The following is a 24,856-nucleotide window of genomic DNA, read 5'->3' as shown; positions in this document are numbered from 1 at the left end:
TGTAGACGGCTCGTCTGCTGGTCCGCGTCATCTAACATCCGGCAGCCGATCAACCGCCGGATTCACCAACCGGGCCACTAAGGCGCGGAACTCTAGTGACTATTGATGACGCCCGTCCCGCAGACACCCACGCCCTAGGCAGCAGCGAAGGCTCGCGACTGGCCCACCTGGACGGCTGGCGCGGCCTGGCCATCCTGCTGGTACTGGAAGCGCATTTCTATCAGCTGCTGCCGCTGGAGGCCGGCCGTCTGGGCGTCGACATCTTCTTCTGCCTCTCGGGCTGGTTGATGTCAGGCATCCTGTTCATCCAGAGAGAGCACCTGGCGCGTTTCTACAAGCGCCGCATCAGCCGCATCGTGCCGGCCTTTCTGGCCTTCGTGGTGATCATCCATGGCCTTGCTAGCGCCACGGGACTGCCGTATACGCCCACCGAGCTGCTCGCCACCATCGCCTTCCTTCGAACCTACCTGCCCATTGAGCCGGGCATCTGGAAGAGCGCAGTGCCGATCGGTCATCTCTGGTCGCTCAACATCGAAGAGCACTGCTACGTCTTCATGAGCCTGATCATTGCGCTGAGGTTGTTGCGAGGCCGGGAGCATCTGCTGCTGCTGGGCGCAGGGCTGAGCTGTATGGCCATCGGCCAGCTCTACGTCCGATGGCCCCAAATGTCGCCACCTTGGGGCGCCTTAGGCACCGAGGTCGCGGCCGCGCACCTGCTGTTGGCGGCCGGCTATCGGCTGCTGCGGGCGAAGGCAGACTGGTCGGCGCCAGCGTGGGTTGCGCCACTTGCACTGATGGTCGGCGCCGCCTGCTATTTGTCTGTCGCCCCCTGGTGGGCGGGCTCTTTGATAGCGCCGATCGCGATGGCTGTTGCCATCGGCCACCTGGGAGACAGCTACGCGCTGTTCAAGCGAATCCTGTCATCCCGGCTGCTCTGCAATTTCGGCGTTTACTCCTATTCCATCTATCTGTGGCAGCAGCCCCTGTATGTCGGCAAGGCGCAGATACCGGGTGGCGGCACCACGGCGCTGGCGCTGGCGCTCGGGATTGCCTATGTCAGCTTTCACTGCATTGAAAAGCCCTGCCGGACCTGGCTGAACAAGTACTGGTAAGCCGCGTCTCCCACCGCCCGTTGCCAGCAAAGCAGTTCCAAATGACGGTTACAACCAATCAGAACGTCGAGTTCCGCACCGACATCAACGGCTTGCGCGCCCTGGCCGTCCTGGGTGTGATCGCCTACCACTTCAATCTGCCGGGAGCGTCAGGCGGCTTTGTCGGCGTCGACATCTTTTTCGTCATCTCAGGCTTCCTGATGACAGGCATGGTCGTCGGCGGCCTGGAACGCCACCGTTTTTCACTGGTGGGCTTTTACCTTGCACGGGCGCGGCGCATTGTGCCGGCCCTGCTCGCGCTGTGCGTGGCTCTGCTGGCACTCGGATGGCTGCTGCTGCTGCCGAATGACTACCGCAGACTGGCCATCCACAGCGCCACCAGCGTGCTGTTCGCGTCAAACTATCGCTACCTCGGCGAGGCGGGCTATTTCGACACCGCATCGCACGAAAAGTGGCTGCTGCATACCTGGTCGCTGTCGGTCGAATGGCAGTTCTATCTGCTGCTGCCGCTGTTGTCGTTACTGGTCTGGCGGCTGCGGCCGGGACGCAAGGCGCAGCTTGGCATGTTGCTGCTGCTTGGCCTCGCTTCGATGCTGGTCAATCTTCTGACCGTTGGCGAGCAGCCGAGCGCCGCCTTCTTCCTGCTGCAGAGCCGCGCGTGGGAAATGATTCTCGGCGGCCTCTGCTGGCAACTTTCCGGCCGTCTGCAGTTCCGTGCCTGGCCAGCCCGCGCGCTGAGCCATGGCGGCCTCGCGCTCGCGTTCACCTCGATCACGACGGCGCATCTGGCGCCACGGTGGCCAGGCATCGCTGCGCTGGCGCCGGCGCTAGCGGCCATGGTGATACTGCTGGCGCACGCCGACGCACGCTGGGCATCCAACCGCACCATGCAGTGGCTGGGTGACCGTTCCTACTCGCTCTACCTCTGGCATTGGCCCGGCGTCGTGCTGCTGAACTATACGGGGCTGCAGCAGCACCCCCTGGCGGTGCTCGCGGCAATCGCCGCCGTGTGCCTGGCAGCGCATCTTTCCTACCAAGGCATCGAGGTTCCGGGCCGGCGCGGCCTGAGCCGGTGCGCACCGCGTGCCGCCACCATGGCTCTGGCGGCGGCCCTGCTCGCGGTACTGGTTCCCAGTGCTCTTGTGTGGCGGGCGGGCGGTGTCACGGGCCGCTTCGATGCAGCCGTCGAGGCTGCTGCCGCCGTCGCATCCGATCGAAATCCGCGCACGGCGGAGTGCCATCGCGGCAGGGGCAGCGCCTCCCCCTCCTGCGTCTACGGAGGTGAGCAGCCAGGCCTGCTGGTCGTCGGCGACAGCCATGCGATTCCGTTGATGAACACCTTGCGGGCAGCGCTGCCGACCGGGCAGGGTGCCATCCAATGGTCCTACAGCGCCTGCCCCTTGGTCGAGGGCATGAAGACCGCGCAGCGCCGAGAAGGCAAGGACTACCGCTGCGAGGACTTCCTGTCCTGGACCACGGCGCAACTGGCTCAGACCCATCCCGGCGTGCCGGTGCTGCTGGTGGGTCGCTATGGCGCGCTCGCCTATGGACGCAATGAGGACGGCCCGGCGCTAGGAAAGCCGCTGGTCTTCTTCTCTCGGCCCTACGACGACGCCGCGCCAGCCTTCATCGCCGAGTTCGCGCAGCGGTACGAGCAGACCGTCTGCCGGCTCGCGGCGACGCGCAAGGTCCTGCTGCTCCGCCCTATCCCGGAGATGGGCTTCGATGTGCCACGTGCCCTGTCTCGGCGCATGGCCCTGGGGCTGCGCGAAGACCTTGGCATCGCGCGCTCCGACTACGAGGCCCGCAATGGCTGGCTCATCCGCGCGCAGGACCGGGTCAGCAAGCGCTGCGGTGCAACGGTTGTCGATCCCCTGCCCTTTCTTTGCGACGCTCAGCGCTGCTGGGGCAGCCGGGACCTTCGACCGCTGTACTTCGACGACAACCATCTCAGCGAGACCGGCGCGCGTCGCTTGCTGCCGCTGTTTCAGTCCACCTTGCCACGCTGAGTCGGGCCCTGGCGACCTTGTAGGACAATTGCCGGCCGAGCCGCGGTCGCGTCAAAACCGTCGGCCCTCCCCATTCTCCGCAACACGCCGCCATGACCGAACTCGCCAAGTCCTTCGAACCCGCCGCCCTGGAAGCCCATTGGGGCCCCCTGTGGGAGTCCAAGGGTCTGTACAAGCCCAGCCTGGACAAGGCGCGCGAGTCCTTCTGCATCCAGCTGCCGCCGCCCAATGTGACTGGCACCCTGCACATGGGCCATGCCTTCAACCAGACCATCATGGACTCGTTGACGCGCTACCACCGCATGCTGGGCCACAACACCCTGTGGGTGCCGGGCACCGACCATGCCGGCATCGCCACCCAGATCGTGGTGGAGCGCCAGCTGCAGGAGCGCGGCGTCGAGGGCGAGAAGAGCCGCCATGAGCTCGGCCGCAAGAACTTCGTCGCGCGCGTGTGGGAGTGGAAGCAGGAGTCAGGCAACACCATCACGCGCCAGATGCGCCGCATGGGCGACTCGGTCTCCTGGGAGCACGAGTACTTCACCATGGACGAGAAGCTCTCCAAGGTGGTGACCGAGACCTTTGTGCAGCTCTTCGACGACGGCCTGATCTACCGCGGCAAGCGCCTGGTGAGCTGGGACCCGGTGCTGAAGTCCGCCGTCTCCGATTTGGAGGTCAGCAGCGAGGAGGAAGACGGTTTCCTCTGGCATATCCGCTACCCGATGGCCGATGGCGCGGGCGAGATCGTGGTGGCCACCACCCGCCCCGAGACCATGCTGGGCGACGTGGCGGTGATGGTGCACCCGGAGGACGAGCGCTACCAGGCCCTGATCGGCAAGCGGGTGACGCTGCCGCTCACCGGGCGCGAGATCCCGGTGATTGCCGACGACTATGTGGACCGCGAGTTTGGCACCGGCGTGGTCAAGGTCACGCCCGCCCACGACACCAACGACTACGCGGTGGGCCAGCGCCATGGCCTGCCGATGATCTGCGTGCTGACGCTGGACGCCACCATCAACGACAACGCGCCCGAGGCCTACCGCGGCCTGGACCGCTTTGTCGCGCGCAAGAAGGTCGTCGCCGATCTGGAGGCCCTGGGCCTGCTGGTCGAGGTGAAGAAGCACAAGCTGATGGTGCCGCGCTGCGAGCGCACCGGCCAGGTGATCGAACCGATGCTGACCGACCAGTGGTTCATGGCCGTCAGCAAGCCGGGCAAGGATGGCAAGAGCATCGCCCAGCGCGCCACCGAGGTGGTGGCCGACGGCTCGGTGAAGTTCTACCCCGAGCAATGGGTCAACACCTACAACCACTGGATGAACAACATCCAGGACTGGTGCATCTCGCGCCAGCTCTGGTGGGGCCACCAGATCCCGGCCTGGTACGGCACGGGCGGCGAGCTGTTCGTGGCGCGCAGCGAGGATGAGGCGCGCGCCAAGGCCGCGGCGGCCGGCTATAGCGGCGCGCTGACGCGCGACGAGGATGTGCTGGACACCTGGTACTCCTCGGCCATGGTGCCCTTCTCCACGCTGGGCTGGCCCGAGCAGACGCTGGAACAGGATCTCTTCCTGCCCTCCTCGGTGCTGGTGACCGGCTACGACATCATCTTCTTCTGGGTCGCCCGGATGATCATGATGACCACGCACTTCACCGGCAAGGTGCCGTTCAAGCATGTCTACATCCATGGCCTGGTGCGCGACTCGCAGGGCCAGAAGATGAGCAAGAGCGAGGGCAATGTGCTGGACCCGGTGGACCTGATCGACGGCATCGAGCTCGGCCCCCTGCTGGACAAGCGCACCACCGGCCTGCGCCGCCCCGAGACGGCGCCCAAGGTGCGCAAGGCCACCGAGAAGGAGTTCCCCGAGGGCATTCCCGGCTTCGGTGCCGATGCGCTGCGCTTCACCTTCGCCTCGCTGGCGTCCTTGGGTCGCAACATCAACTTCGACAGCAAGCGCTGCGAGGGCTATCGCAACTTCTGCAACAAGCTCTGGAACGCCACCAAGTTCGTGCTGATGAACACCGAGGGCCAGGATTGCGGCCTCGCGCATGAGCAGGGCCAATGCCCGCCCGGCTATATGAGCTTCAGCCAGGCCGACCGCTGGATCGCCAGCGAGCTGCAGCGCGTCGAGCAGGCGGTGGCCCAGGGCTTTGCCGACTACCGCCTGGACAACGTCGCCAACGCGATCTACTCCTTTGTGTGGGACGAGTACTGCGACTGGTACCTGGAAATCGCCAAGGTGCAGATCCAGAGCGGCGACGAAGCGCAGCAGCGCGCCACCCGACGCACCCTGGTGCGCACGCTGGAAACCATGCTGCGCCTGCTGCACCCGATCGCGCCCTTCATCACCGAGGAGCTGTGGCAGACGGTCGCTCCGCTGGCAGGCAGGAAGACGGTGGACTACATCGTCAACGCGCCTTACCCGCTGGCGCAGCCCGAGCGCATCGACGCAAAGGCCGAGGCCTGGGTGGCCAATCTCAAGGCGCTGGTGGGCACCTGCCGCAGCCTGCGCAGCGAGATGGCGCTGAGCCCCTCGGAGCGCGTGCCGCTCCTGGTGGGCGGCGACACCGGCTTCATCGCCGAAGCGGCGCTGCTGCTGAAGGCGCTGGCCAAGCTCGCCGATGTGCAGCTGATCGCCGACGAGGCCGAGTTCGCCAAGGCCAGCGCCAGCTCGCCGGTGCTGGTGCATGGCGAGGCACGCCTGGCGCTCAAGGTGGAGATCGACGTGGCGGCCGAGCAGGCCCGCCTGGCCAAAGAAATCGCGCGTCTGCAGGGCGAGATCAGCAAGGCCCAAGGCAAGCTGACCAACGAGAGCTTCGTGGCGCGCGCGCCCGCCGCCGTGGTGGAGCAGGAGCGTCAGCGCGTGGCCGAGTTCAGCGCCACCGTTGCTCGGCTACAGGATCAGGCAGCGCGGCTGGCGTAGTCGAACGGAATTCCGCCGCGGGTTCGGGCGGAATCATCAGCAGCTCGTCGATGCGCCGCGCAATGCCCCAGGCGGCGCGCGTGCGCGACTCGCGCGTGGTGCTGGCCACGCGCGGCGTCACCTGCAGGCCCGGCGCGCCGTAGAGCGGCCGCCCCGGCTCCATCAGGCCGGGCTCGACGCTGTCGAACCAGGCGGCCAGCACGCGGCCGCTGTGCAGGGCCTCGGCCAGCGCCTGCTCGTCGAACAGGGCCGAATGGCCCAGGCTCACCAGCACCTGCGAGGGCCTGGCAAAGCCCAGCACGCGCTCGCCGATGAGGCCGCGGTAGCGCTGGAAATAGGCCAGCTGCACGCTCACGCCGTCGGACTGTTCCATCAGGTCCTTGAGCGGCAGGGGCTCGATGCCCCATTGCGCCCACAGCGGGTCGTTCTGGTGCAGGCTGGGGTCGTAGCCCAGCACGCGCGTGCCAAACACCGGCAGGATCTGCGCCAGCATGCGCGAGGCCGGCGTCATGCCGATCAGACCGATGGTGGCACAGCCTAGCTCGCGCCCCACCCACATGCCGTCGGTGGACTGCACCGGCACACGCCGCAGCAGCGCCAGCAAGGCGCCGATCACGAACTCGGCCTCGGCCGCCGCGGTGGCGGTGAGGCTGCGCACCACCTCCACGCGCGCCGCCCGGCAGGCCTCGAGATCGATGTTCTCGGCCCCGGCGCTCATGCGCCCGACCACGCGCAACTTGGGCGCCATGCGTATCAGGCTGGCGTCCAGCGCCACCGAGGGGGGCAAGACCAGACCCTGGGCCTGGTGCAGCAGCCCCTTCAAGGCCTGCGGCTCCAGCGCGAGCTCGGGGGCGTAATGCACCGGATGCCGCTCGGACAACCATTGCATCACTTCCAGCTCGAGTGGCTCCAGGATCAGCAGGCTCATGCGCTATTTAGGGGGTTCGGGATCCGCGGCACGGCCATGTGGCAATGCCACAATGCGCGCCAACGCAAACCGGAGAGTGTACGGATATGAAAGTCACGAAAGCGATCTTCCCTGTTGCAGGTCTTGGCACGCGCTTCCTGCCGGCCACCAAGGCCCAGCCCAAGGAAATGCTGCCCGTGGTGGACAAGCCCCTCATTCAGTACGCGGTGGAAGAAGCCTATGCCGCCGGCGTACGCGAAATGATTTTTGTGACGGGCCGCCACAAGCGCCCCATCGAAGATCACTTTGACATGACTTTCGAGCTCGAGGTAGCCCTTGAACAGGCGGGTAAGAAGGAGCTGCTCGAGGTGGTGCGCAGCGTCAAGCCCGACGACATGGAGTGCATCTATGTGCGCCAGGCCCAGGCGCTGGGCTTGGGCCATGCGGTGTTGTGCGGTCAGCGACTCGTCGGCAACGAGCCCTTCGCGGTACTGCTGGCCGACGACCTGATGGTGGGAGAGCCTCCGGTGCTCAAGCAGATGGTGGAGCAGTACGCCGAATGGCGCGCCTCCATCCTGGCGGTGCAGGAAGTGCCGGCCGAGCACACGCGCCGCTATGGCATCGTGGCCGGCACGCCGGTGAACGACAAGCTGATGGACGTGAGCCGCATCGTCGAGAAGCCCGCGCCCGAGGTGGCGCCCTCACGCCTGGGCGTGGCCGGCCGCTACATCCTCACGCCCGGGGTGTTCCACGAGATCGCCAGCCAGCCGCGCGGCGTGGGCGGCGAGATCCAGCTCACCGACGGCATCGCCGGCCTGCTGCGCCGCGAGAAGGTGTTCGCCTACCGCTATGACGGCAAGCGCTACGACTGCGGCAGCAAGGAAGGCTTCCTGCAGGCCAATGTGGAACTGGCGCTTGCCCACCCCGACCTGGGTCCGGGTTTCCGTGCCTATCTGAAGAGCCTCGATATCTGAGGATTGTGAGGGTTTGGCGCCGCTCTAGCGGCGCCGCAGCACGTGCACGAACTCGTCGGCCTGGCTGCTCTGCTCGACCAGCTCGTTGCCGGTCTGGCGCGCAAAGGCCTGGAAGTCGCGCGTCGAGCCCGGGTCGGTGGAGAACACCTTCAGCAACTGACCGCTCTCCATCTCCGCCAGGGCCTTCTTGGCCTTGAGTATGGGCAGCGGGCAGTTCAGGCCGCGCGTGTCCAGTTCCTTGTGTACGTCCATGTCTCGTCCTCGGGTTGCAAGGGATTCTAGGCCGGCCCCGGCTCGAACCACTGGGGTTCGATGCCGCGCGAGCGCAACCATTGCGCCAGCGCCTGGCCGGTGCCGGCGGGCCAGCATTTGAGCTTCTGCGGTGCCAGCAGCTTGGCTTCGGCCAGCTCGGGCGACAGGCGGATCTCGCCACGCGCCGCCACATGGTAGGCAATGATCACCTGGTTCATGGGCTGGAAGTCGTAGACGCCGATCAGGTCCAGCGACTCGACCTGCAGCGCGGTCTCCTCCATCACCTCGCGCCTGAGCCCCTGTTCGGGTGATTCACCCGCCTCCATGAAGCCGGTGATGAGGCCGAAGAGGCGCCCCGGCCAGGCCGCGTTGCGCGCCAGCAAGACCTGACCCTCGCGGTCCACGCATTCCACCACCGCGGCCAGCACCGGGGTCGGGTTGTTCCAATGCGTGAAGTCGCAGCTGCTGCAGCGCAGCCTCGATTTGGGCCCACCGTCTTCCAGCTCGGTGCGCCAGCACAGCTCGCTCGCGCAGAGCGGGCAGAAGCGGTAGGCGGGCAGTTGGCTCACCGCGCGGCTCAGGCGGGGAACACGCCGGTGGAGAGGTAGCGATCGCCGCGATCGCAGACGATGAAGACGATGGTGGCGTTCTCCAGCGTGCGCGCCAGCTGCAGCGCCACCCAGCAGGCGCCCGCGGCCGAGATGCCGGCAAACAGGCCCTCCTCGCGCGCCAGCCGGCGCGCCATCTCCTCGGCGTCGGACTGGCTCACCAGCACCAGCTCGTCCACCGTCTCGGGCTTGTAGATGCGCGGCATATAGGCCTCGGGCCATTTGCGAATGCCCGGGATGCGCGAGCCCTCGGCCGGCTGGGCGCCGACGATGCGGATGCCGGCGTTCTGCTCCTTCAGGAAGCGCGAGGTGCCGGTGATGGTGCCGGTGGTGCCCATGGCGCTGACGAAGTGGGTGATCTCGCCGCCGGTGTCGCGCCAGATCTCGGGGCCGGTGGTCTCGTAATGGATGCGCGGGTTGTCCTCGTTGCCGAACTGGTCCAGCACGCGGCCCTTGCCGTCGCGCTGCATCTGCTCGGCCAGGTCGCGGGCATATTCCATGCCACCCGAGCGCGGCGTGAGGATCAGCTCGGCGCCGAAGGCCTTCATGGTCTGGGCGCGCTCGATCGAGAGGTCCTCGGGCATGATCAGCAGCATGCGGTAGCCGCGCATCGCCGCGGCCATCGCCAGCGCGATGCCGGTGTTGCCGGAGGTGGCCTCGATCAGGGTGTCGCCCGGCTTGATCTCGCCCCGCTCCTCGGCGCGCCGGATCATGCTGATGGCTGGGCGGTCCTTCACCGAACCGGCCGGGTTGTTGCCCTCCAGCTTGGCCAGCAGCACATTGCCGCGGGAGGCAAGATCTGACCCCAGCACGCGCTGCAAGCGCACCAGGGGAGTGTTGCCGATGACGTCTTCAAGGCTGGGGTAGGTCTTTTCGCTCATGGGCGGATTGTCTCAGCCGGCGCCAAAGTTTGCATGGCATAATCCGCGGCTCACGCAGCGATGCATGGTTTCTGGCCCGGGTGGCGAAATCGGTAGACGCAGGGGACTCAAAATCCCCCGCCGCAAGGTGTGCCGGTTCGAGTCCGGCCCCGGGCACCACCAGAACCTGCAGCACCAACAGCATGGCATCGCGGGGCGGCAAGCAAGCGAGTTCGCTGTGCCCCTACACTCTGGCCCTCGGCGCGGCAGCTGCCGCGACAAGTCACTCCGGGCATCCCAACAGAGTCGAGATTCATGTCCCCTATCCCATCGGTTACCAAGGCCTTCATGCTGGCTTGTGTGGGCCTGTTCTGCCTGTTCACGCTGCTGCCGCCGCAGTTCGAGGTCTACTTCGCGCTATGGCCCCTGAGCACGGGCCTGTTCATGCCCTGGCAGCCACTCAGTTATGCCTTCCTGCATGGTGATGTCTGGCACCTGTTCTTCAACATGCTGGGCCTGTGGATGTTCGGCTCGGAACTGGAGCGCGTCTGGGGCAGCAAGCGCTATGCGCACCTGCTGATCGCCAGCACGCTCACCGCCGCCGCGGCCCAGCTCATCTTCACCCTGCTGATCGGCTCGCGCTCGCCCACCGTGGGTGCGTCGGGTGCGCTGTTCGGCCTGCTGCTGTCATTCGGCATGATCTTCCCGGACCGCATCATCATGCCGCTGTTCCCGCCCATCCCGATGAAGGCCAAGTACTTCGTCGCGCTGTTCGGCGGGCTGGAACTCTTCCTCGGCCTGATGGGCAGCAGCGGCATCGCCCACTTCGCCCACCTGGGCGGCATGCTGGGCGCCTGGCTGATGATGAACTACTGGCGCGGCGCGCGCCGCCGCTGATCAGTCGGCGCCGGCCAGCAGGCCGGTACCGACCTCGGGATGGCGCAGCCGCAGGCGCAGCTCGCGCTTGAGCCGCCCGTTGTCGAGGCGGCGCGATTCGCCCATGAAACTCAGCTGCATGGGCGACATCTGCTCCCGCGCCTGCTCGCGGCTGATGCGCGGCGGCCGCGGCAGGCCGCACAGCCCGGCCGCCAGGTCGAAGTAGTCGCCCATCAGCAGCTCGCTGTCGTCGCAGGCATGCACGATGCGCTGCGGCTTGCCGCGCGCCAGCGCCGCCAGGCAGGCGCGCGCCAGGTCGTCGGCATGGATGTGGTTGGTGTAGACATCGTCCTCGCGCCGCAGCACCGGCGCGCCCTTGGCCAGGCGCTCGCGCGGATGGCCGCCCTCGCGATCCCAGGCATAGATGCCGGGCACGCGCAGGATGCTCACGCGCACGCCCAGGCTGGCGCCGAACCAGCGCAGCCGCTGCTCGGCATCGACGCGGCGCCGTGCGCGGTCGGTGGCGGGCCTGGGGCTGCGGGTCTCGTCGAAGCGCGCACCGGCGCAATCGCCGTACACGCCAGTGGTGCTGGCATAGACCAGGCGCGTGGTGCGCGGCGAGCGCGCCAGCGCGCGCAGCAGATTGAGGGTGCGCCGGTCTTCCGCGCCCTGGGCGGCGGGTGGCGCCAGGTGCAGCACCCAGTCGGCCAGGCCGGCCAGGCGCGCCAGGCTGGCGGGGTCGTCCAGATTGCCCAGCAGGGGCATGGCGCCGGCCGCGCGCAGCGCCTGGGCGCGTGCCGGGCTGGAGCTCAGCGCCAGCACGGGCAGGCGCCCGTGCAGCTCGCGCAGCACGCGCAGGCCCACGTCGCCGCAGCCGACGATGAGGAGGCGGGGCCGGCGCGCGTGCAAAGTGGGCATGGGTGATCGTCAGGCAAAATGGCGCCTGAGTTTATCGGTCGCCACGGCCCGCGATGCACCTCGCGGGCCGAGTTTTTATTGAGCCCAGCCATCCACACCATGAATTTCCAGGTCACCGTGCAGCCCAGCGGCCGCGAGTTTTCGGTCGAACGCGATGAAACCCTGCTCGGCGCGGCCATCCGCCAGGGCGTGGGCCTGCCCTATGGCTGCAAGGACGGCGCCTGCGGCTCCTGCAAGAGCCGCCTGCTGGAGGGCCGGGTGATCCACGGCGCGCACCAGGCCAAGACCCTCACCGAGGCCGAGGAGGCCGCCGGCTTCGTGCTGACCTGCTGCGCCACGCCGCAGACCGATTGCGTGCTGGAAGCGCGCACCGTGCCGGGCGCGGGCGAGTTCGCGGTGCTCAAGCTGCCCAGCCGCGTCATCAGCATCGCCAAGCCCGCGCCCGACGTGGCGCTGCTGCGCCTGCAGCTGCCGGCCAACCAGAACTTCCAGTTCCACGCCGGCCAGTATGTGGAATTCATCCTGCGCGATGGTGCGCGCCGCAGCTATTCGATGGCCAACGCGCCCAGCAACCTGGGCACGCCGCCGGCGATCGAGCTGCATGTGCGCCACATGCCGGGCGGCAAGTTCACCGACCATGTGTTCGGCGCGATGAAGGAAAAAGACATCCTGCGCATGGAAGGGCCGTTCGGCAGCTTCTTCCTACGCGAGGACAGCGACAAGCCCATCGTGCTGCTGGCCAGCGGCACCGGCTTCGCACCCATCAAGGCCATCATCGAGCGCCTGCAGCATCTGGGGCAGAGTGCCGGATTCAGCCGCCCCACCACCCTCTACTGGGGCTGCCGCAGCAAGGCCGACCTCTATCTGCACGACTGGGCCCTGCAGGCCGCCGCCAGCATGCCGCAGCTCCGCTATGTGCCGGTGCTCTCCGAGCCCAGGCCCGAGGACGGCTGGAGCGGCCGCACCGGCTTCGTGCACCAGGCCGTGCTGGCCGACCTGCCCGACCTCAGCGGCCACCAGGTCTATGCCTGCGGCGCGCCCATCATGGTGGAGTCGGCCCAGGCGGACTTCGTCGCCAAGGCCGGCCTGCCCGCCGAGGAGTTCTACGCCGACGCCTTCACCTCCGAGCTGGACAAGCAAGGCAAGGCCTGACCCTGGCCGCCCCTCTCAACCAGGAACCGCCGCCATGCAGCATTTCAGCCCGCCCTATTCCAGCGCCGCCCAGTTCGAGCAGCAGTTGCGCGAGCAGGGCTCGGCCGTGATGGCACCCGAAAGCCTGCGCCACTGGCTGGGCTGCGAGGAGGCCGAGCTGGCCGCGCTGGCGCCGTTCTGGAACGATCTGCCGCCCGACCTGTACCTGCGCGACGGCGGGCGCTACCGCTTCCGCCGCCATGGCAGTTTTGTGCTGGACACGCAGGCCGCCACGCAAGTGCAGCAAGTGCCGCACCGTGCCCACTGGCAGCCGCTGGACTACAACGCCCTGCACGGCGGGCTCGAGCGCTGGTTCGAGCCGATGGCGCAGGCCGCCACCGCCCTGCCCATCTGGCCCAAGCTGCTGCTGGCCCTGGCCGCCGCGGCCGACCGCCTGCGCGGCGCGCAGCCCTGGTATGCCGAGGCGCACCAGTTCCGCATCGACACCACCGACGGCATCGGCCGGCCCACGCCCGAGGGCGCGCACCGCGATGGCGTGGACCTGGTGGCAGTGTTCCTGGTGGGCCGCGCTAGCATCAAGGGCGGTGAATCGCGCGTGTTCGAGGCCAGCGGCCCGCGCGGCCAGCGATTCACCATGAGCGAGCCCTGGACCCTGCTGCTGCTGGACGATGAGCGCGTGATCCATGAGACCACGCCGATCCAGCCGGTGGCCGAGCATGGTTATCGCGACACCCTGGTGGTGACGCTCAGGCGCGGCGGCTTTCAAGATCCCTGATGGATCCCTGATGCGTGGCAGGCATCACGCCATGCCAGATGCGCTGAGCCGGCCATGGCACAAGGCGCGGCGCAGGCCGTAAACTGCGTACCTCGGGCCACAAGCCCGCACGCAGGCACCCGCCAAGCCGGGTGCTTTTTTTCGGCATCACAAGTGCAAACGCCATGAACGCTCCTTTCGACCGCTCGTCCGATCTCGCCCGCGCCCTCAGCGAGGCAGCCCCCTCCTCCCTTCCCAGCTCGCTGTTCGGCCTGCCCGATCAAGCCCCGCACGAACGCGTGCTGCTGGCCGCCGATGAGCAGACCGGTCTGAAGGCCATCCTGGCCGTGCACAGCACCGCCCGCGGCCCCGCCTTCGGCGGCTGCCGCTTCTGGAGCTATGACAACGAACTCGCCGCGCTGAACGACGCGCTGCGCCTCTCGCAAGGCATGAGCCTGAAGAACGCCCTGGCCGACCTGCCCTTCGGCGGCGGCAAGGCCGTGATCATCAAGCCGGCCGGCCAGTTCGACCGCGCCGCCCTGTTCGCCGCCTTCGGCCGTGCCGTGCAGTCGCTGGACGGCGCCTACATCACCGCCGAAGACGTCGGCACCACCACCGCCGACATGCTGGGCATGCAGGCGCACACGCAATACGTGAGCGGCATCCCGCGCGCCGGCGCCTTCGGTGGCGACCCCAGCCCCAAGACGGCCTGGGGCGTGTTCGTCTCGATCGAAGCCGGCGTGCGCCTGCATCTGCAGCGCGCCTCGCTGGATGGCGTGCGCGTGGCCCTGCAAGGCCTGGGCGCAGTGGGCTGGCATCTGGCCGAGTTCCTGCACAAGGCCGGCGCCAAGCTGGTGGTGGCCGATGTGGACGCCGCCAAGGTGGCGCGCGCACAGGAGCTGTTCGGTGCACAAGCCGTCAGCGTGCACGAGATCCTGGCCGCCGATGTCGACGTGCTGGCCCCCTGCGCCCTGGGCGCGGTGCTGAACCTGGGCAGCGTGCCGCAGATCCGCGCCAAGCTGATCGCCGGCGCCGCCAACAACCAGCTGGCCACCGCCGCCGATGGCGACGCGCTGCAGGCGCGCGGCATCCTCTACCTGCCCGACTATCTGGTGAATGCCGGCGGCATCATCAGCGTGGCACGCGAGTACCGCAACGAGGGCGAAGAGCAGGCCGTGATGGCCGAGGTCAGCAAGATCGCCGGCCGCGTGGAAGAGCTGCTGGGCCGCGTCAAGGCCAGCGGCAACACGCCCGCGCGCGAGTCCGACATCTGGGCACGCTCCAAGTTGGTGAAGCCCGCCTGACGGCCCACCCCCTACGCGCTTCGCGCGCCCCCTCAAGGGGGCGAGCCCGCAGGACCGGCGAAGCCGGATCCTCGGGCTCCGCTGGGTTGCTTACTCGCCGAGATACGCGGCGCGCACCTTGGGGTCGTTGAGCAGGTCCTTGCCGTTGCCGGTCATGGTGACAATGCCGCTCTCCATCACATAGCCGCGGTTCGCGGCCGCCAGCGCCCGGCTGGCGTTCTGCTCCACCAGCAGGATGGTCACGCCCTGGCCGTGGATGTCGTTCACCACCTCGAAGATCTTGTCCACCATGATGGGCGAGAGGCCCATCGAGGGCTCGTCCATCAGCAGCACCTTGGGGCGCGCCATCAGTGCGCGGCCCATCGCCAGCATCTGCTGCTCGCCGCCCGACATGGTGCCGGCCAGCTGGTTGCGACGCTCCTTCAGGCGCGGGAAGATGCCGAACACCTTGTCGATATCGGCCAGGATCTCGGCCTTGTCGCTGCGGATGTAGGCACCCATCTGCAGGTTCTCGGTGATGGTCATGCGGGTGAAGGTGCCGCGCCCTTCCGGCACCATCACCAGGCCCTGCTTGACCAGGTCCCAGGCGCCCTGGCCCTTGATGCTCTGGCCCATGAACTGGATCTCGCCCTCGGCCACCGGCTGCAGGCCGGTGATGGCCTTGAGGGTGGTGGTCTTGCCGGCGCCATTGGCGCCGATCAGACTCACCAGCTCGCCCTGCTTGACTTCGAAGCTGACGCCCTTGACGGCCTGGATGCCGCCGTAGGCGACCTTCAGCCCCGTGACCTTGAGGAGGGTGTTGTCGTTTGCCATTTGCCTTGTCCGTCCTGCCTCAGTGGGCCTTGTGACCGGCGCCCAGATAGGCCTCGATCACCTTCTCGTTGCGCTGCACATCGGCCGGCGTGCCTTCGGCAATCTGCTTGCCATAGTCCAGCACCGTGACACGGTCGCACAGCCCCATCACCAGCTTGACGTCATGCTCGATCAAGAGGATGGTGCGGCCGTCGTTGCGGATGCGGTCGATCAGCTCGCGCAGCACCACCTTCTCGGTGGCGTTCATGCCGGCGGCCGGTTCGTCCAGCGCGATCAGCTTGGGGTCGGTGGCCAGCGCGCGCGCGATCTCCAGGCGGCGCTGGTCGCCATAGCTCAGGGTGCGCGCCTTGAACTCCGCGTACTTGCCGATGCCCACGTAGTCGAGCAGCTCCTGCGCACGCTTGGCGATCGCGGCCTCCTCGGCCTTGAAGCCGGGGGTGCGGAACACCGCGCCGATGAGGCCCGAGCCGGTGCGCACATGGCGGCCCACCATCACGTTCTCCAGCGCCGTCATCTCGGCGAACAGGCGGATGTTCTGGAAGGTGCGCGCAATGCCGGTCTTGGCAACCTGGTGCACCGCCGTCGGCGCATAGGGCGCGCCGCCCAACTCGAAGGTGCCCGCGTCGGGCGTGTAGAGGCCGGTGATGACGTTGAAGAAGGTGGTCTTGCCGGCGCCGTTGGGGCCGATCAGGCCATAGACCTGGCCCTTGTTGATCTGGATGCCCACGTCCGAGAGGGCTTGCAGGCCACCGAAGCGCTTGGAGACGCCGGCGACCTTGAGAACGGATTCTTCGCTCATATGGGTGCTCCCTCTGCTTATTTCTGGGCCGGCTGCGGTGCGGCCTTGCCATGTTCGGGCGAAGGCCAGAGGCCGCGCGGGCGCGAGAGCATGATGCCGATCATCGCCAGCGCCACCAGCAGCTGACGCAGGATGGCGGCGTCCAGACGGCCGCCGGTCATCTCCTGCAGCGGGCCGGCCACATAGCGCAGCACCTCGGGCAGCGCCGACAGCAAGAGCGCACCCAGGATCACGCCCGGGATATGGCCGATGCCGCCCAGCACCACCATGGCCACGATCATCACCGACTCCTGCAGACTGAAGGACTCGGGCGACACGAAGCCCTGGAAGGACGCGAACATCGAACCCGCCACGCCGCCGAAGGTGGCGCCCATGCCGAAGGCGAGCAGCTTCAGGTTGCGGGTGTTGATGCCCATCGCCTTGGCGGCGATCTCGTCCTCGCGGATCGCCATCCAGGCGCGGCCGATGCGCGAGTTCTCGAGGCGGTAGCAGATGATCACGGTGCCGATCACCAGCGCCAGGAACAGGTAGTAGTACAGCGTCACCGATGGCAGGGCATAGCCGAACACCTCCAGGCCCTTGCCCAGATCGATGCCGAAGAAGCGCACCGCATCGATCTGGCCGATGCCACGCGGGCCGTTGGTGATGTTGGCCGGGTACTCCATATTGTTGAGAAAGACGCGCGCGATCTCGCCGAAGCCCAGGGTCACGATGGCCAGATAGTCGCCGCGCAGCTTCAGCGTAGGGGCGCCCAGCAGCACGCCGAAGAAGGCGGCAAGACCTGCCCCCAGCGGAATGATGAGCCACAGCGGCGAATGCAGGCCGTCGGGGAACATGGCGCGGAAGGACTCGAAGTTCTCGCTCAGGTGCGGGCTGGCGAACAGCGCGTACATATAGGCGCCGAGCGCGTAGAAGGCCACATAGCCCAGGTCCAGCAGGCCCGCGTAGCCCACCACGATGTTCAGGCCCAGGGCCAGCATCACGTAGAGCAGGGCCAGGTCGATGATGCGCACCGGGCCGTTGCCCAGCTGCTGGGCCAGCAGGGGCACGATCAGCAGCGCCACCGCCGAGATCAGGAAAACGAAGAGCTTGTTCTTTTGCATCGCGGTCTCCATATTCCTTGGCTCAGGCACGATCGGCCACGCGCTCGCCCAGCAGGCCCGAGGGGCGCAGGGTCAGCACCAGGATCAGCGCCACGAAGGCGAAGATGTCGGCGTAATGGCTGCCCAGGATGCCGCCGGTGAGATCACCCAGGTAGCCGGCACCGATGGCCTCGATCAGGCCCAGCACCACCCCGCCCAGCATCGCGCCGGCGAGGTTGCCGATGCCACCCAGCACCGCGGCGGTGAAGGCCTTCAGGCCGGGCATGAAGCCCATCGAGTGCTGCACGGTGCCGTAGTTGGCCGCCCACATCAGGCCGGCCACGGCGGCCAGCGCCGCACCGATCACGAAGGTGGCCGAGATCACGAAGTCGGGCTTCACGCCCATCAGGCCGGCCACGCGCGGGTTCTCGGCGGTGGCGCGCATCGCGCGGCCCAGCTTGGTGTGGTTCACCAGGAACAGCAGGCCGCCCAGGATCACCACCGTGGTCACCAGGATCAGCACCTGGGTCACGGTGATCACCGGCCCGCCGAGGTCGAAGGGCGTGGTCGGCAGCAGCAGCGGGAAGGGTTTGGGATTGGGCTTCCAGACGATCATCGCCAGGGTCTGCAAGAGCAACGACATGCCCATCGCGGTGATCAGCGGCGCCAGGCGCGGTGCATTGCGCAGCGGCCGGTAGGCGATCTTCTCGACCAGGAAGTTCAGGAGCGTGCAGACCACGATGGCGCAGGCCAGCGCGATGGCCATCAGGGCCCAGCCGGGCAGGCCGGAGTCCGCCAGCGCGGTGACCACGGTCCAGCTCACCAGCGCCCCCACCATCAGGATCTCGCCATGGGCGAAGTTGATGAGGTTGATGATGCCGTACACCATCGTGTAGCCCAGGGCCACCAGCGCATACATGCTACCGAGCACCAGCCCGTTGATGATCTGCTGGATCAAGGTTTCCATACACACTCTCCGGTTCGGCTCGCTCGCCGGTCAGGGCGAGGCCGTTTTCATTTGGCAGTTCGACGGCACAGAAAAAAGCCCGCCTAAGGGTCGGCGGGCCGGGTGCCATCTGGTCCTGCAGGCTGAGGGGATTCTAGGAGTGCGGGATTCCGCACTCCCGTCGGTGCTTACCCGCAACATGGCGCGGGGCCGGCGTGCTAGCTTTCCTGTTCCCGAGCCTCGGCGTTGAGCCGCCGCAGCTCGCTCAGGCGCTCGCCGATGCGGATTTCCAGGCCGCGCGGCACCGGCTCGTAGAAGCGCTCGCCCTCCAGCCCATCGGGCAGGTATTGCTCGCCCGGCACGAAGCCGCCCGGATGGTCATGCGCGTAGCGATAGGCCTGGCCATAGCCCAGGCCCTTCATCAGCTTGGTGGGCGCGTTGCGCAAGTGCATGGGCACGGGGCGGCTCTGATCGCCCTTCACCAGCGCGCGCACGGCGTTGTAGGCGCTGTAGGCCGCGTTCGACTTGGGCGCCATGGCCAGATAGATCACCGCCTGCGCCAGGGTCAGCTCACCCTCGGGCGAGCCCAGGCGCTCGTAGGTCTCGGCGGCGTCCAGGCACAGGCGCAACGCGCGCGGGTCGGCCAGGCCGATATCCTCGCTGGCCATGCGTATCAGGCGCCGGCTGATGTAGCGCGCATCCACGCCGCCGTCCAGCATGCGCACCAGCCAGTAGAGCGCCGCATCCGGGTCGGAGCCGCGCACCGATTTGTGCAGCGCCGAGATGACGTCGTAGAACTGTTCGCCGCCCTTGTCGTAGCGGCGCAATTGCTCGCCCAGGGCGCGCTCCAGCGCCGCCTCGTCGATCTCGCTGGCGCCCTTGGGCGCCAGGCTGGCCGCCGCCTCCACCGCGTTCAGCAGGCGGCGCGCGTCGCCATCGGCATAGGCCGCCAGGCGCTCGGCCGCGGCCTTGCTGAAGGGCGGGCAGGCCAGCGCCTGCTGGCCGCGCTGCACTAGGTCCAGCAGCTCGCCCTGGTCCAGCGCCTTCAGCACATGCACGGTGGCGCGCGAGAGCAGCGCCGAGTTGACCTCGAAGCTGGGGTTCTCGGTGGTGGCGCCGATGAAGGTGAAAAGGCCCGCCTCTACATGCGGCAGGAAGGCATCCTGCTGCGATTTGTTGAAGCGGTGCACCTCGTCCACGAACACCACGGTGCGCCGCCCCTGTGCTGCGACCGCCTGTGCGCGCTCCACCGCCTCGCGGATCTCCTTGACCCCGCCCAGCACCGCCGAGATGGTGATGAACTGGGCATCGAAGGCCTGCGTCATCAGCCGTGCCAGGGTGGTCTTGCCCACCCCTGGCGGGCCCCACAGAATCATCGAATGCAGGCGGCCGGCCTCGAAGGCCACGCGCAGCGGCATGCCGGGGCCCAGCAGATGCTGCTGGCCGATCACCTCGTTCAGGCTGCGCGGACGCAGGCGCTCGGCCAGGGGCTGTGACGGCAGGGCCGCGTCGGCGGGCGCCGATGCCGGCACCAGCTCGGGGAACAACTCTGAACTGTTAGTCATTGCTCCACGAGATCGGCACCGGCCGGCAGCACGAAGCGAAAGCGCTCCGCCGCCAGCTTGACGTTCAGCTGCAGCTCGCTGAACTCCAGCTGCGAGCGCTGACCGAAGCCGTCCACCAGCTCCAGCGCCGCCAGCTCCTTGCCGCGGAAGCCCAGCTTGAGCTCCTGGATGCTGCCATCGCTCTGGCGCGGCAAGGCCTGCACCCATTCCAGGCCGCGCTCGTTGGGCAGCAGCTTGAATTCGAAATCGCGGCCGATCTGTCCGCCCGCCAGCAGCGCGGCGGGCGTGGCGCCCAGGGCCTGGCTCATGCGGCGCGAGCTGGCCTGGTTGAGGTCGGGGTCGAACAGCCAGACCTTCTGCCCATCGCCCACGATCAGTTGCTCGAAGGGCTTCAGGTAGGCGAAGCGGAACTGGTTGGGGCGCTGGAACTCGAAGGTCCCCGAGGAGCTCTTCTTGCGCTTGCCATCCGGCGAGAGCACGGTCTGGGTGAAGACGGCGCGGCCGCTCTTGGCCGCGCTGGCGAATTCGTTCAGCGCGGCGATCGCATCGGCACGGGCGGCCAGGCTGGCCAGCAGCAGTGCCGCGCCCAGCAGTATCTTGGTGAATCTCATTCGTCTCGCTTGGGGATGATCAGGTCGCGGTTGCCATTGGTGGCCATGCTGGAGACCAGGCCGGATTTCTCCATCTGCTCCAGCAGGCGCGCGGCGCGGTTGTAGCCGATGCGCAGATGGCGCTGCACCAGCGAGATCGAGGCACGGCGGTGCTGCAGCACCACGGCCACCGCCTGGTCGTACATCGGGTCGGCTTCGCCGTTGGCCTCACCGGGCGCGGGCGGCTCACCGCCCTCGCCTTCCAGCACGCCGCCTTCCAGAATGCCCTCGATGTAGTTGGGCTCGCCGCCCTGCTCCTTCAGATAGGTCACCACGCGGTGCACCTCGTCGTCGCTGACAAAGGCGCCGTGCACGCGGATCGGCAGGCCGGTGCCCGAGGGCATATAGAGCATGTCGCCCATGCCCAGCAAGGCCTCGGCGCCCATCTGGTCGAGGATGGTGCGGCTGTCGATCTTCGAGCTGACCTGGAAGGACAGGCGGGTCGGAATATTGGCCTTGATCAGGCCGGTGATCACGTCCACCGAGGGCCGCTGGGTGGCCAGGATCAGGTGGATGCCGGCGGCACGCGCCTTCTGCGCCAGGCGCGCGATCAGCTCCTCGATCTTCTTGCCCACCACCATCATCAGGTCGGCGAGCTCGTCGATCACCACCACGATGTGGGGCAGGCGCTCCAGCGGTTCGGGCTCCTCGGGCGTGAGGCTGAAGGGGTTGCCGATCTTCTCGCCGCGCTCGGTGGCCTCGTCGATCTTCTTGTTGTAGCCGGCCAGATTGCGCACGCCCATCTTGGACATCAGCTTGTAGCGGCGCTCCATCTCGCCCACGCACCAGTTGAGCGCGTTGGCGGCCTGCTTCATGTCGGTGACCACCGGGGCCAGCAGATGCGGGATGCCCTCGTAGACGCTCATTTCCAGCATCTTGGGGTCGATCATGATGAGGCGAACGTCGCGCGCCTCGGCCTTGTAGAGCAGCGAGAGGATCATCGCGTTGATGCCCACCGACTTGCCCGAACCGGTGGTACCGGCCACCAGGCAATGCGGCATCTTGGCCAGATCCGCCACCACCGGCGCGCCGATGATGTCCTTGCCCAGCGCCATGGTCAGCATCGAGGCCGCGTCGGCATAGATCTGCGAGCCCAGGATCTCCGACAAGCGGATGGTCTGGCGGCGCGCATTCGGCAGCTCCAGCGCCATGAAGTTCTTGCCCGGGATGGTCTCGACCACGCGGATGCTCACCAGGCTCAGCGAGCGCGCCAGGTCCTTGGCGAGGTTGACGATCTGCGAGCCCTTCACGCCGGTGGCCGGCTCGATCTCGTAGCGCGTGATCACCGGGCCGGGCGAGGCCGCCACCACGCGCACCTCGACGCCGAAGTCGCGCAGCTTCTTCTCGATCATGCGGCTGGTCATTTCCAGCGACTCGGGCGTGACCGACTCCACCCGCGTGGGCGGCGCATCCAGCAGGTCCACCTGCGGCAGCTTGGTATCGGTGACGTCGGTGAACAGGGTCTGCTGGCGCTCCTTGGCCACGCGCGTGGACTTGGGCACCTCGACCACCGGCGCCTCGATGACGATGGGCTGGTGCTCCTCGACCACCTGGCGCTCCACCTCCACCACCTGCTCGCGCTCGCGCTTGGCCGCCTTGCCGACGCGCTGGTCTTCCTTGATCTCGCGCTTGGCCACCTGGCGGTTGCGCAACTCATCGACGCGGGTGCCGATCAGCTCGGCCAGGCGCAGCCAGGAGAACTCCAGTGCCAGCGAGATACCGGTCAGCAGCGCGGCGATCGCCAGCACGCCCGAACCGGCGAAGCCCAGGGCCTTCATGCTCAGTGGGCCCAGGGTGTAGCCCAGCACGCCCCCGGCATGACCCGGCAGCCGGGCCTCCCAGCCATAGAGACGGCTCCATTCGAGCGTGCAGCTGGCGGCTATCAGGAGCAGCAGGCCCAGCCACCAGAGACCGCGCGAACGCAGGCGTTGCTCGGGCGGCAGCACCTGGGGTGCCTCGACCCGCAGCAAGCCCGCCAGGCTGCCGAGCCAGGCGCGCAGCGCCACCAGCACGAACCACCAGCAGGAATAGCCGAAACCGAACAGCAGCAGATCGGACACCCAGGCACCCAGGGCGCCGACGCGGTTGGCATAGAGCGCGTGGTTGCCGGCGATGCTGAAGGCCGAGTCGGCGCGGTCATGCGTCAGCAGCGCGAGCACGACCAGGCACCAAAGCAGGCCACCCGCGACCAGCCACAGGGGCGTGCGCAAGGGGCTGGCCACGGGCGCCGCCGGCTTGGCCGCCTTCTTGGGCTGGCGCTTGTAGACTTTTTCGCTGGGCGGGCTGCCTTCGCCGCCCAGCATGGAATCCAGGGGAAAACTCATGGCCCGATTGTGGCTCAGCTTGCCGGGGCCTCAGCCGAGGGGCCGCGCGCCTCAGTCGTGCAGGCGCTCCTTGATGACCACCGAGCCGTTCTCCAGCGTCTCGATGACACCGCGGTCCTCCAGGTCCTTCATGACGCGGCTGACCATCTCGCGCGAGGCGCCCACCACCTTGGCCATGTCCTGGCGCGAGACCTTGCCGCGGATGATCTTGATGCCCTTCTCTTCCTCGGACATGTCCAGCAGGGTGCGCGCCACGCGGCCATAGACATCCAGCAGTGCCAGCGATTCGATCTGGCGGTCGGCATTGCGCAGGCGCGCCACCAGGCCGCGCAGGATGGCGTAGGAGAGGCTGCTGCTATCGGGCAGGCAGCGCGAGAACTCCATGCGGCCCAGCACCAGCATGTCGGTCTGCACCTCGGCGCGCACGGTGGCCGAATGCGGCTCGCCGTCGATCAGGCTCATCTCGCCCACATAGTCGCCGGGCTGCAGCACCGCGAGGATGACCTCGCGGCCGCGCGTGTCGGCGGTCAGCACGCGGGCGCGCCCGTTCAGCAGGATGAACAGGGCGTTCGACTTGGTGCCCTGCTCGACGATCATCTCGCCGCGCTTGAAGCGACGCTTCACCACACTGTCCGCAATGGACTGCGCCTGATCGGTCGTCAGCAGGGAGAACAAGGGGACCCTGCGGATCAGGTCCAGATTGGACAGCATTGCCATGAACTACCTCCTGAGACTGTGGTCTGTTGATGTGCCGTAAGCGCAAGCCCGCGGCCTCTTGCCTAGAATGCCGGCATTGTGCCAACTTGTTCACGGTTCTCTATAGGGTGTAGGCCGTAGATAGCCGATGCTGCTGGCTTGTGTACCGCCCGTGCAACCCCAACTCCTGCCCATGACCCAAACCAACCAACATGTACAGCTGCTGATCCTGGGCTCCGGCCCGGCCGGCTACACCGCCGCCATCTATGCCGCGCGCGCCAACCTCAAGCCCACGCTGGTGACCGGCATGGCCCAGGGCGGCCAGCTGATGACCACCACCGAGGTGGACAACTGGCCCGCCGACGTGATGGGCGTGCAGGGCCCCGAGCTGATGCAGCGCTTCCAGCAGCATGCCGAGCGCTTCCAGACCCAGATGCTGTTCGACCACATCAACGAGGTGGATCTCTCGCAGCGCCCCTTCAAGCTCAAGGGCGACAGCGGCAGCTACAGCTGCGACGCGCTCATCATCGCCACCGGTGCCTCCGCCAAGTACCTGGGCCTGCCCTCGGAAGAGGCCTTCATGGGCCGCGGCGTGAGCGGCTGCGCCACCTGCGATGGCTTCTTCTATCGCGAGCAGGAGGTCTGCGTGGTCGGTGGCGGCAATACCGCCGTCGAGGAAGCGCTCTACCTCTCCAACATCGCCAGCAAGGTGCACCTGATCCATCGCCGCGACAAGTTCCGCGCCGAACCCATCCTGGTGGACAAGCTGATGGAAAAAGTGGCCGCCGGCAAGATCGAGCTGCATGTGTTCCAGAACCTCGACGAGGTGCTGGGCGACCAGAGCGGTGTGACCGGTGTGCGCCTGAAGGGCAATGACGGCAGCACCAAGGAGCTGAAGCTGCAAGGCTGCTTCATCGCCATCGGCCACCAGCCCAACACCGACATCTTCAAGGGCCAGCTGGAGATGAAGGACGGCTACATCATCACCAAGGGCGGCTTGAACGGTTTTGCCACCATGACCAGCGTGCCCGGCGTGTTCGCGGCCGGCGATGTGCAGGACCATGTCTACCGCCAGGCCATCACCAGTGCCGGCACCGGCTGTATGGCGGCGCTGGACGCGCAGCGCTTCCTGGAGCAGGCACAGGGCTGATGCAGGCGCGGCGCCTGGTGCAGGCGCCAAAATCAGGCTATACTCGCCGGCTTGCTTGCTGGATGGACCGCGCTCGACGGCCTTGGACGACTTCCAAGGCAACAGGGTTTAGCTTGCATAAAGCGGTCATGTGGTCGCGCCGGGGTTTGCAAGGCAATCCCGGGCGGCTGGTCAACAGTTCAAACCGGAG

General features: G+C 67.5%; 22 protein-coding genes and 1 tRNA gene. 10 read left to right on the top strand and 13 right to left on the bottom strand.

What is annotated here, in order from left to right; genetic code table 11:
• The first annotated feature begins 95 nt into the window (after nucleotides 1-95).
• The 3 genes from AC3WQY_RS07045 to AC3WQY_RS07035 all read left to right on the top strand — a co-directional run bounded on the left by AC3WQY_RS07045 (nucleotide 96) and on the right by AC3WQY_RS07035 (nucleotide 6,036).
• A complete protein-coding gene (locus tag AC3WQY_RS07045) occupies nucleotides 96-1,112 on the top strand; it encodes an acyltransferase family protein (RefSeq protein WP_492706978.1) in 1,017 nt (338 codons plus the stop codon).
• Nucleotides 1,113-1,153: 41 nt separating this feature from the next.
• Nucleotides 1,154-3,121: an acyltransferase family protein gene (locus AC3WQY_RS07040; protein WP_492706976.1), complete on the top strand. Its 1,968-nt coding sequence runs from the start codon at nucleotides 1,154-1,156 to the stop codon at nucleotides 3,119-3,121.
• Between the two features lie 92 nt (nucleotides 3,122-3,213).
• On the top strand, nucleotides 3,214-6,036 hold the full coding sequence (locus tag AC3WQY_RS07035; protein ID WP_492706974.1) for a valine--tRNA ligase: 2,823 nt from the start codon (nucleotides 3,214-3,216) through the stop codon (nucleotides 6,034-6,036).
• On the opposite strand, the gene AC3WQY_RS07030 is transcribed toward AC3WQY_RS07035, so the two are convergent.
• Nucleotides 5,987-6,964 carry an NAD(P)-dependent oxidoreductase gene (locus AC3WQY_RS07030; RefSeq protein WP_285231921.1) on the bottom strand — a complete coding sequence of 326 codons (978 nt, stop codon included), beginning with the start codon at nucleotides 6,962-6,964 and terminating at the stop codon, nucleotides 5,987-5,989. The genes AC3WQY_RS07035 and AC3WQY_RS07030 overlap by 50 nt on opposite strands.
• A gap of 86 nt (nucleotides 6,965-7,050) precedes the next feature.
• On the opposite strand from AC3WQY_RS07030, the gene galU reads away from it, so the two are divergent.
• A complete protein-coding gene (gene galU / locus AC3WQY_RS07025) occupies nucleotides 7,051-7,917 on the top strand; it encodes a UTP--glucose-1-phosphate uridylyltransferase GalU (RefSeq protein ID WP_492706971.1) in 867 nt (288 codons plus the stop codon).
• 24 nt (nucleotides 7,918-7,941) lie between these two features.
• Here the strand turns inward: galU and AC3WQY_RS07020 are convergent, their stop codons facing one another.
• Genes AC3WQY_RS07020 through cysM form a run of 3 tightly spaced genes read right to left on the bottom strand, consistent with a single transcriptional unit; the run spans nucleotide 7,942 to nucleotide 9,658 of the window.
• Nucleotides 7,942-8,169 carry a sulfurtransferase TusA family protein gene (locus tag AC3WQY_RS07020; protein ID WP_285231919.1) on the bottom strand — a complete coding sequence of 76 codons (228 nt, stop codon included), beginning with the start codon at nucleotides 8,167-8,169 and terminating at the stop codon, nucleotides 7,942-7,944.
• A 26-nt stretch (nucleotides 8,170-8,195) separates the two neighbouring features.
• The gene (locus AC3WQY_RS07015) at nucleotides 8,196-8,738 is read right to left on the bottom strand and encodes an NUDIX domain-containing protein (protein ID WP_492706969.1); all 543 of its coding nucleotides are present in this window, start codon (nucleotides 8,736-8,738) and stop codon (nucleotides 8,196-8,198) included.
• A gap of 8 nt (nucleotides 8,739-8,746) precedes the next feature.
• Nucleotides 8,747-9,658, bottom strand: a complete 912-nt coding sequence (cysM, locus tag AC3WQY_RS07010) for a cysteine synthase CysM (RefSeq protein ID WP_285231918.1) — start codon at nucleotides 9,656-9,658, stop codon at nucleotides 8,747-8,749.
• A gap of 74 nt (nucleotides 9,659-9,732) precedes the next feature.
• Between cysM and AC3WQY_RS07005 the strand changes: the two genes are divergently transcribed.
• A tRNA-Leu gene (locus tag AC3WQY_RS07005) sits at nucleotides 9,733-9,817 on the top strand.
• A 135-nt stretch (nucleotides 9,818-9,952) separates the two neighbouring features.
• The gene (locus AC3WQY_RS07000) at nucleotides 9,953-10,534 is read left to right on the top strand and encodes a rhomboid family intramembrane serine protease (protein WP_285231917.1); all 582 of its coding nucleotides are present in this window, start codon (nucleotides 9,953-9,955) and stop codon (nucleotides 10,532-10,534) included.
• Here AC3WQY_RS07000 and AC3WQY_RS06995 read toward each other — a convergent pair whose 3' ends face one another.
• Nucleotides 10,535-11,431 (bottom strand): NAD-dependent epimerase/dehydratase family protein, encoded by an 897-nt coding sequence (locus AC3WQY_RS06995; RefSeq protein ID WP_492706966.1) that lies wholly within the window; start codon nucleotides 11,429-11,431, stop codon nucleotides 10,535-10,537. It abuts the gene before it with no gap.
• A 99-nt stretch (nucleotides 11,432-11,530) separates the two neighbouring features.
• Here AC3WQY_RS06995 and AC3WQY_RS06990 point away from each other — a divergent pair, with 99 nt between their 5' ends.
• From AC3WQY_RS06990 to AC3WQY_RS06980, 3 genes are all read left to right on the top strand, one after another.
• Nucleotides 11,531-12,583 carry a CDP-6-deoxy-delta-3,4-glucoseen reductase gene (locus AC3WQY_RS06990; RefSeq protein WP_285231915.1) on the top strand — a complete coding sequence of 351 codons (1,053 nt, stop codon included), beginning with the start codon at nucleotides 11,531-11,533 and terminating at the stop codon, nucleotides 12,581-12,583.
• Between the two features lie 34 nt (nucleotides 12,584-12,617).
• A complete protein-coding gene (locus tag AC3WQY_RS06985; protein ID WP_492706964.1) occupies nucleotides 12,618-13,358 on the top strand; it encodes a 2OG-Fe dioxygenase family protein in 741 nt (246 codons plus the stop codon).
• A 164-nt stretch (nucleotides 13,359-13,522) separates the two neighbouring features.
• On the top strand, nucleotides 13,523-14,641 hold the full coding sequence (locus AC3WQY_RS06980) for a Glu/Leu/Phe/Val family dehydrogenase (protein WP_492706962.1): 1,119 nt from the start codon (nucleotides 13,523-13,525) through the stop codon (nucleotides 14,639-14,641).
• Between the two features lie 90 nt (nucleotides 14,642-14,731).
• Here AC3WQY_RS06980 and AC3WQY_RS06975 read toward each other — a convergent pair whose 3' ends face one another.
• The 8 genes from AC3WQY_RS06975 to AC3WQY_RS06940 all read right to left on the bottom strand — a co-directional run bounded on the left by AC3WQY_RS06975 (nucleotide 14,732) and on the right by AC3WQY_RS06940 (nucleotide 23,537).
• Nucleotides 14,732-15,454 (bottom strand): ABC transporter ATP-binding protein, encoded by a 723-nt coding sequence (locus AC3WQY_RS06975; RefSeq protein WP_492706960.1) that lies wholly within the window; start codon nucleotides 15,452-15,454, stop codon nucleotides 14,732-14,734.
• A 19-nt stretch (nucleotides 15,455-15,473) separates the two neighbouring features.
• Nucleotides 15,474-16,253 (bottom strand): ABC transporter ATP-binding protein, encoded by a 780-nt coding sequence (locus tag AC3WQY_RS06970; RefSeq protein WP_285231911.1) that lies wholly within the window; start codon nucleotides 16,251-16,253, stop codon nucleotides 15,474-15,476.
• 17 nt (nucleotides 16,254-16,270) lie between these two features.
• Entirely contained in the window at nucleotides 16,271-17,356 is a 1,086-nt protein-coding gene (locus AC3WQY_RS06965; protein WP_285231910.1) for an ABC transporter permease subunit, read from the bottom strand.
• 22 nt (nucleotides 17,357-17,378) lie between these two features.
• Nucleotides 17,379-18,302: a branched-chain amino acid ABC transporter permease gene (locus AC3WQY_RS06960; protein ID WP_285231909.1), complete on the bottom strand. Its 924-nt coding sequence runs from the start codon at nucleotides 18,300-18,302 to the stop codon at nucleotides 17,379-17,381.
• Between the two features lie 197 nt (nucleotides 18,303-18,499).
• On the bottom strand, nucleotides 18,500-19,846 hold the full coding sequence (locus AC3WQY_RS06955) for a replication-associated recombination protein A (protein ID WP_492706957.1): 1,347 nt from the start codon (nucleotides 19,844-19,846) through the stop codon (nucleotides 18,500-18,502).
• Nucleotides 19,843-20,457 carry an outer membrane lipoprotein periplasmic chaperone LolA gene (lolA, locus tag AC3WQY_RS06950; protein WP_285231907.1) on the bottom strand — a complete coding sequence of 205 codons (615 nt, stop codon included), beginning with the start codon at nucleotides 20,455-20,457 and terminating at the stop codon, nucleotides 19,843-19,845. The genes AC3WQY_RS06955 and lolA overlap by 4 nt, the downstream gene beginning before the upstream one ends.
• Nucleotides 20,454-22,820: a DNA translocase FtsK gene (locus AC3WQY_RS06945; RefSeq protein WP_492706955.1), complete on the bottom strand. Its 2,367-nt coding sequence runs from the start codon at nucleotides 22,818-22,820 to the stop codon at nucleotides 20,454-20,456. Before AC3WQY_RS06945 ends, lolA begins: the two co-directional genes overlap by 4 nt.
• 51 nt (nucleotides 22,821-22,871) lie before the next feature.
• On the bottom strand, nucleotides 22,872-23,537 hold the full coding sequence (locus AC3WQY_RS06940; protein WP_285231905.1) for a Crp/Fnr family transcriptional regulator: 666 nt from the start codon (nucleotides 23,535-23,537) through the stop codon (nucleotides 22,872-22,874).
• 172 nt (nucleotides 23,538-23,709) lie between these two features.
• On the opposite strand from AC3WQY_RS06940, the gene trxB reads away from it, so the two are divergent.
• On the top strand, nucleotides 23,710-24,666 hold the full coding sequence (gene trxB / locus AC3WQY_RS06935; RefSeq protein ID WP_285231904.1) for a thioredoxin-disulfide reductase: 957 nt from the start codon (nucleotides 23,710-23,712) through the stop codon (nucleotides 24,664-24,666).
• Nucleotides 24,667-24,856: the final 190 nt, after the last annotated feature.

The organism is Roseateles sp. FW301-B2, assembly GCF_058788955.1.
The sequence above is the reverse complement of the archived record's forward strand: the minus strand, read 5'-3'. Positions and strand labels throughout refer to the sequence as shown.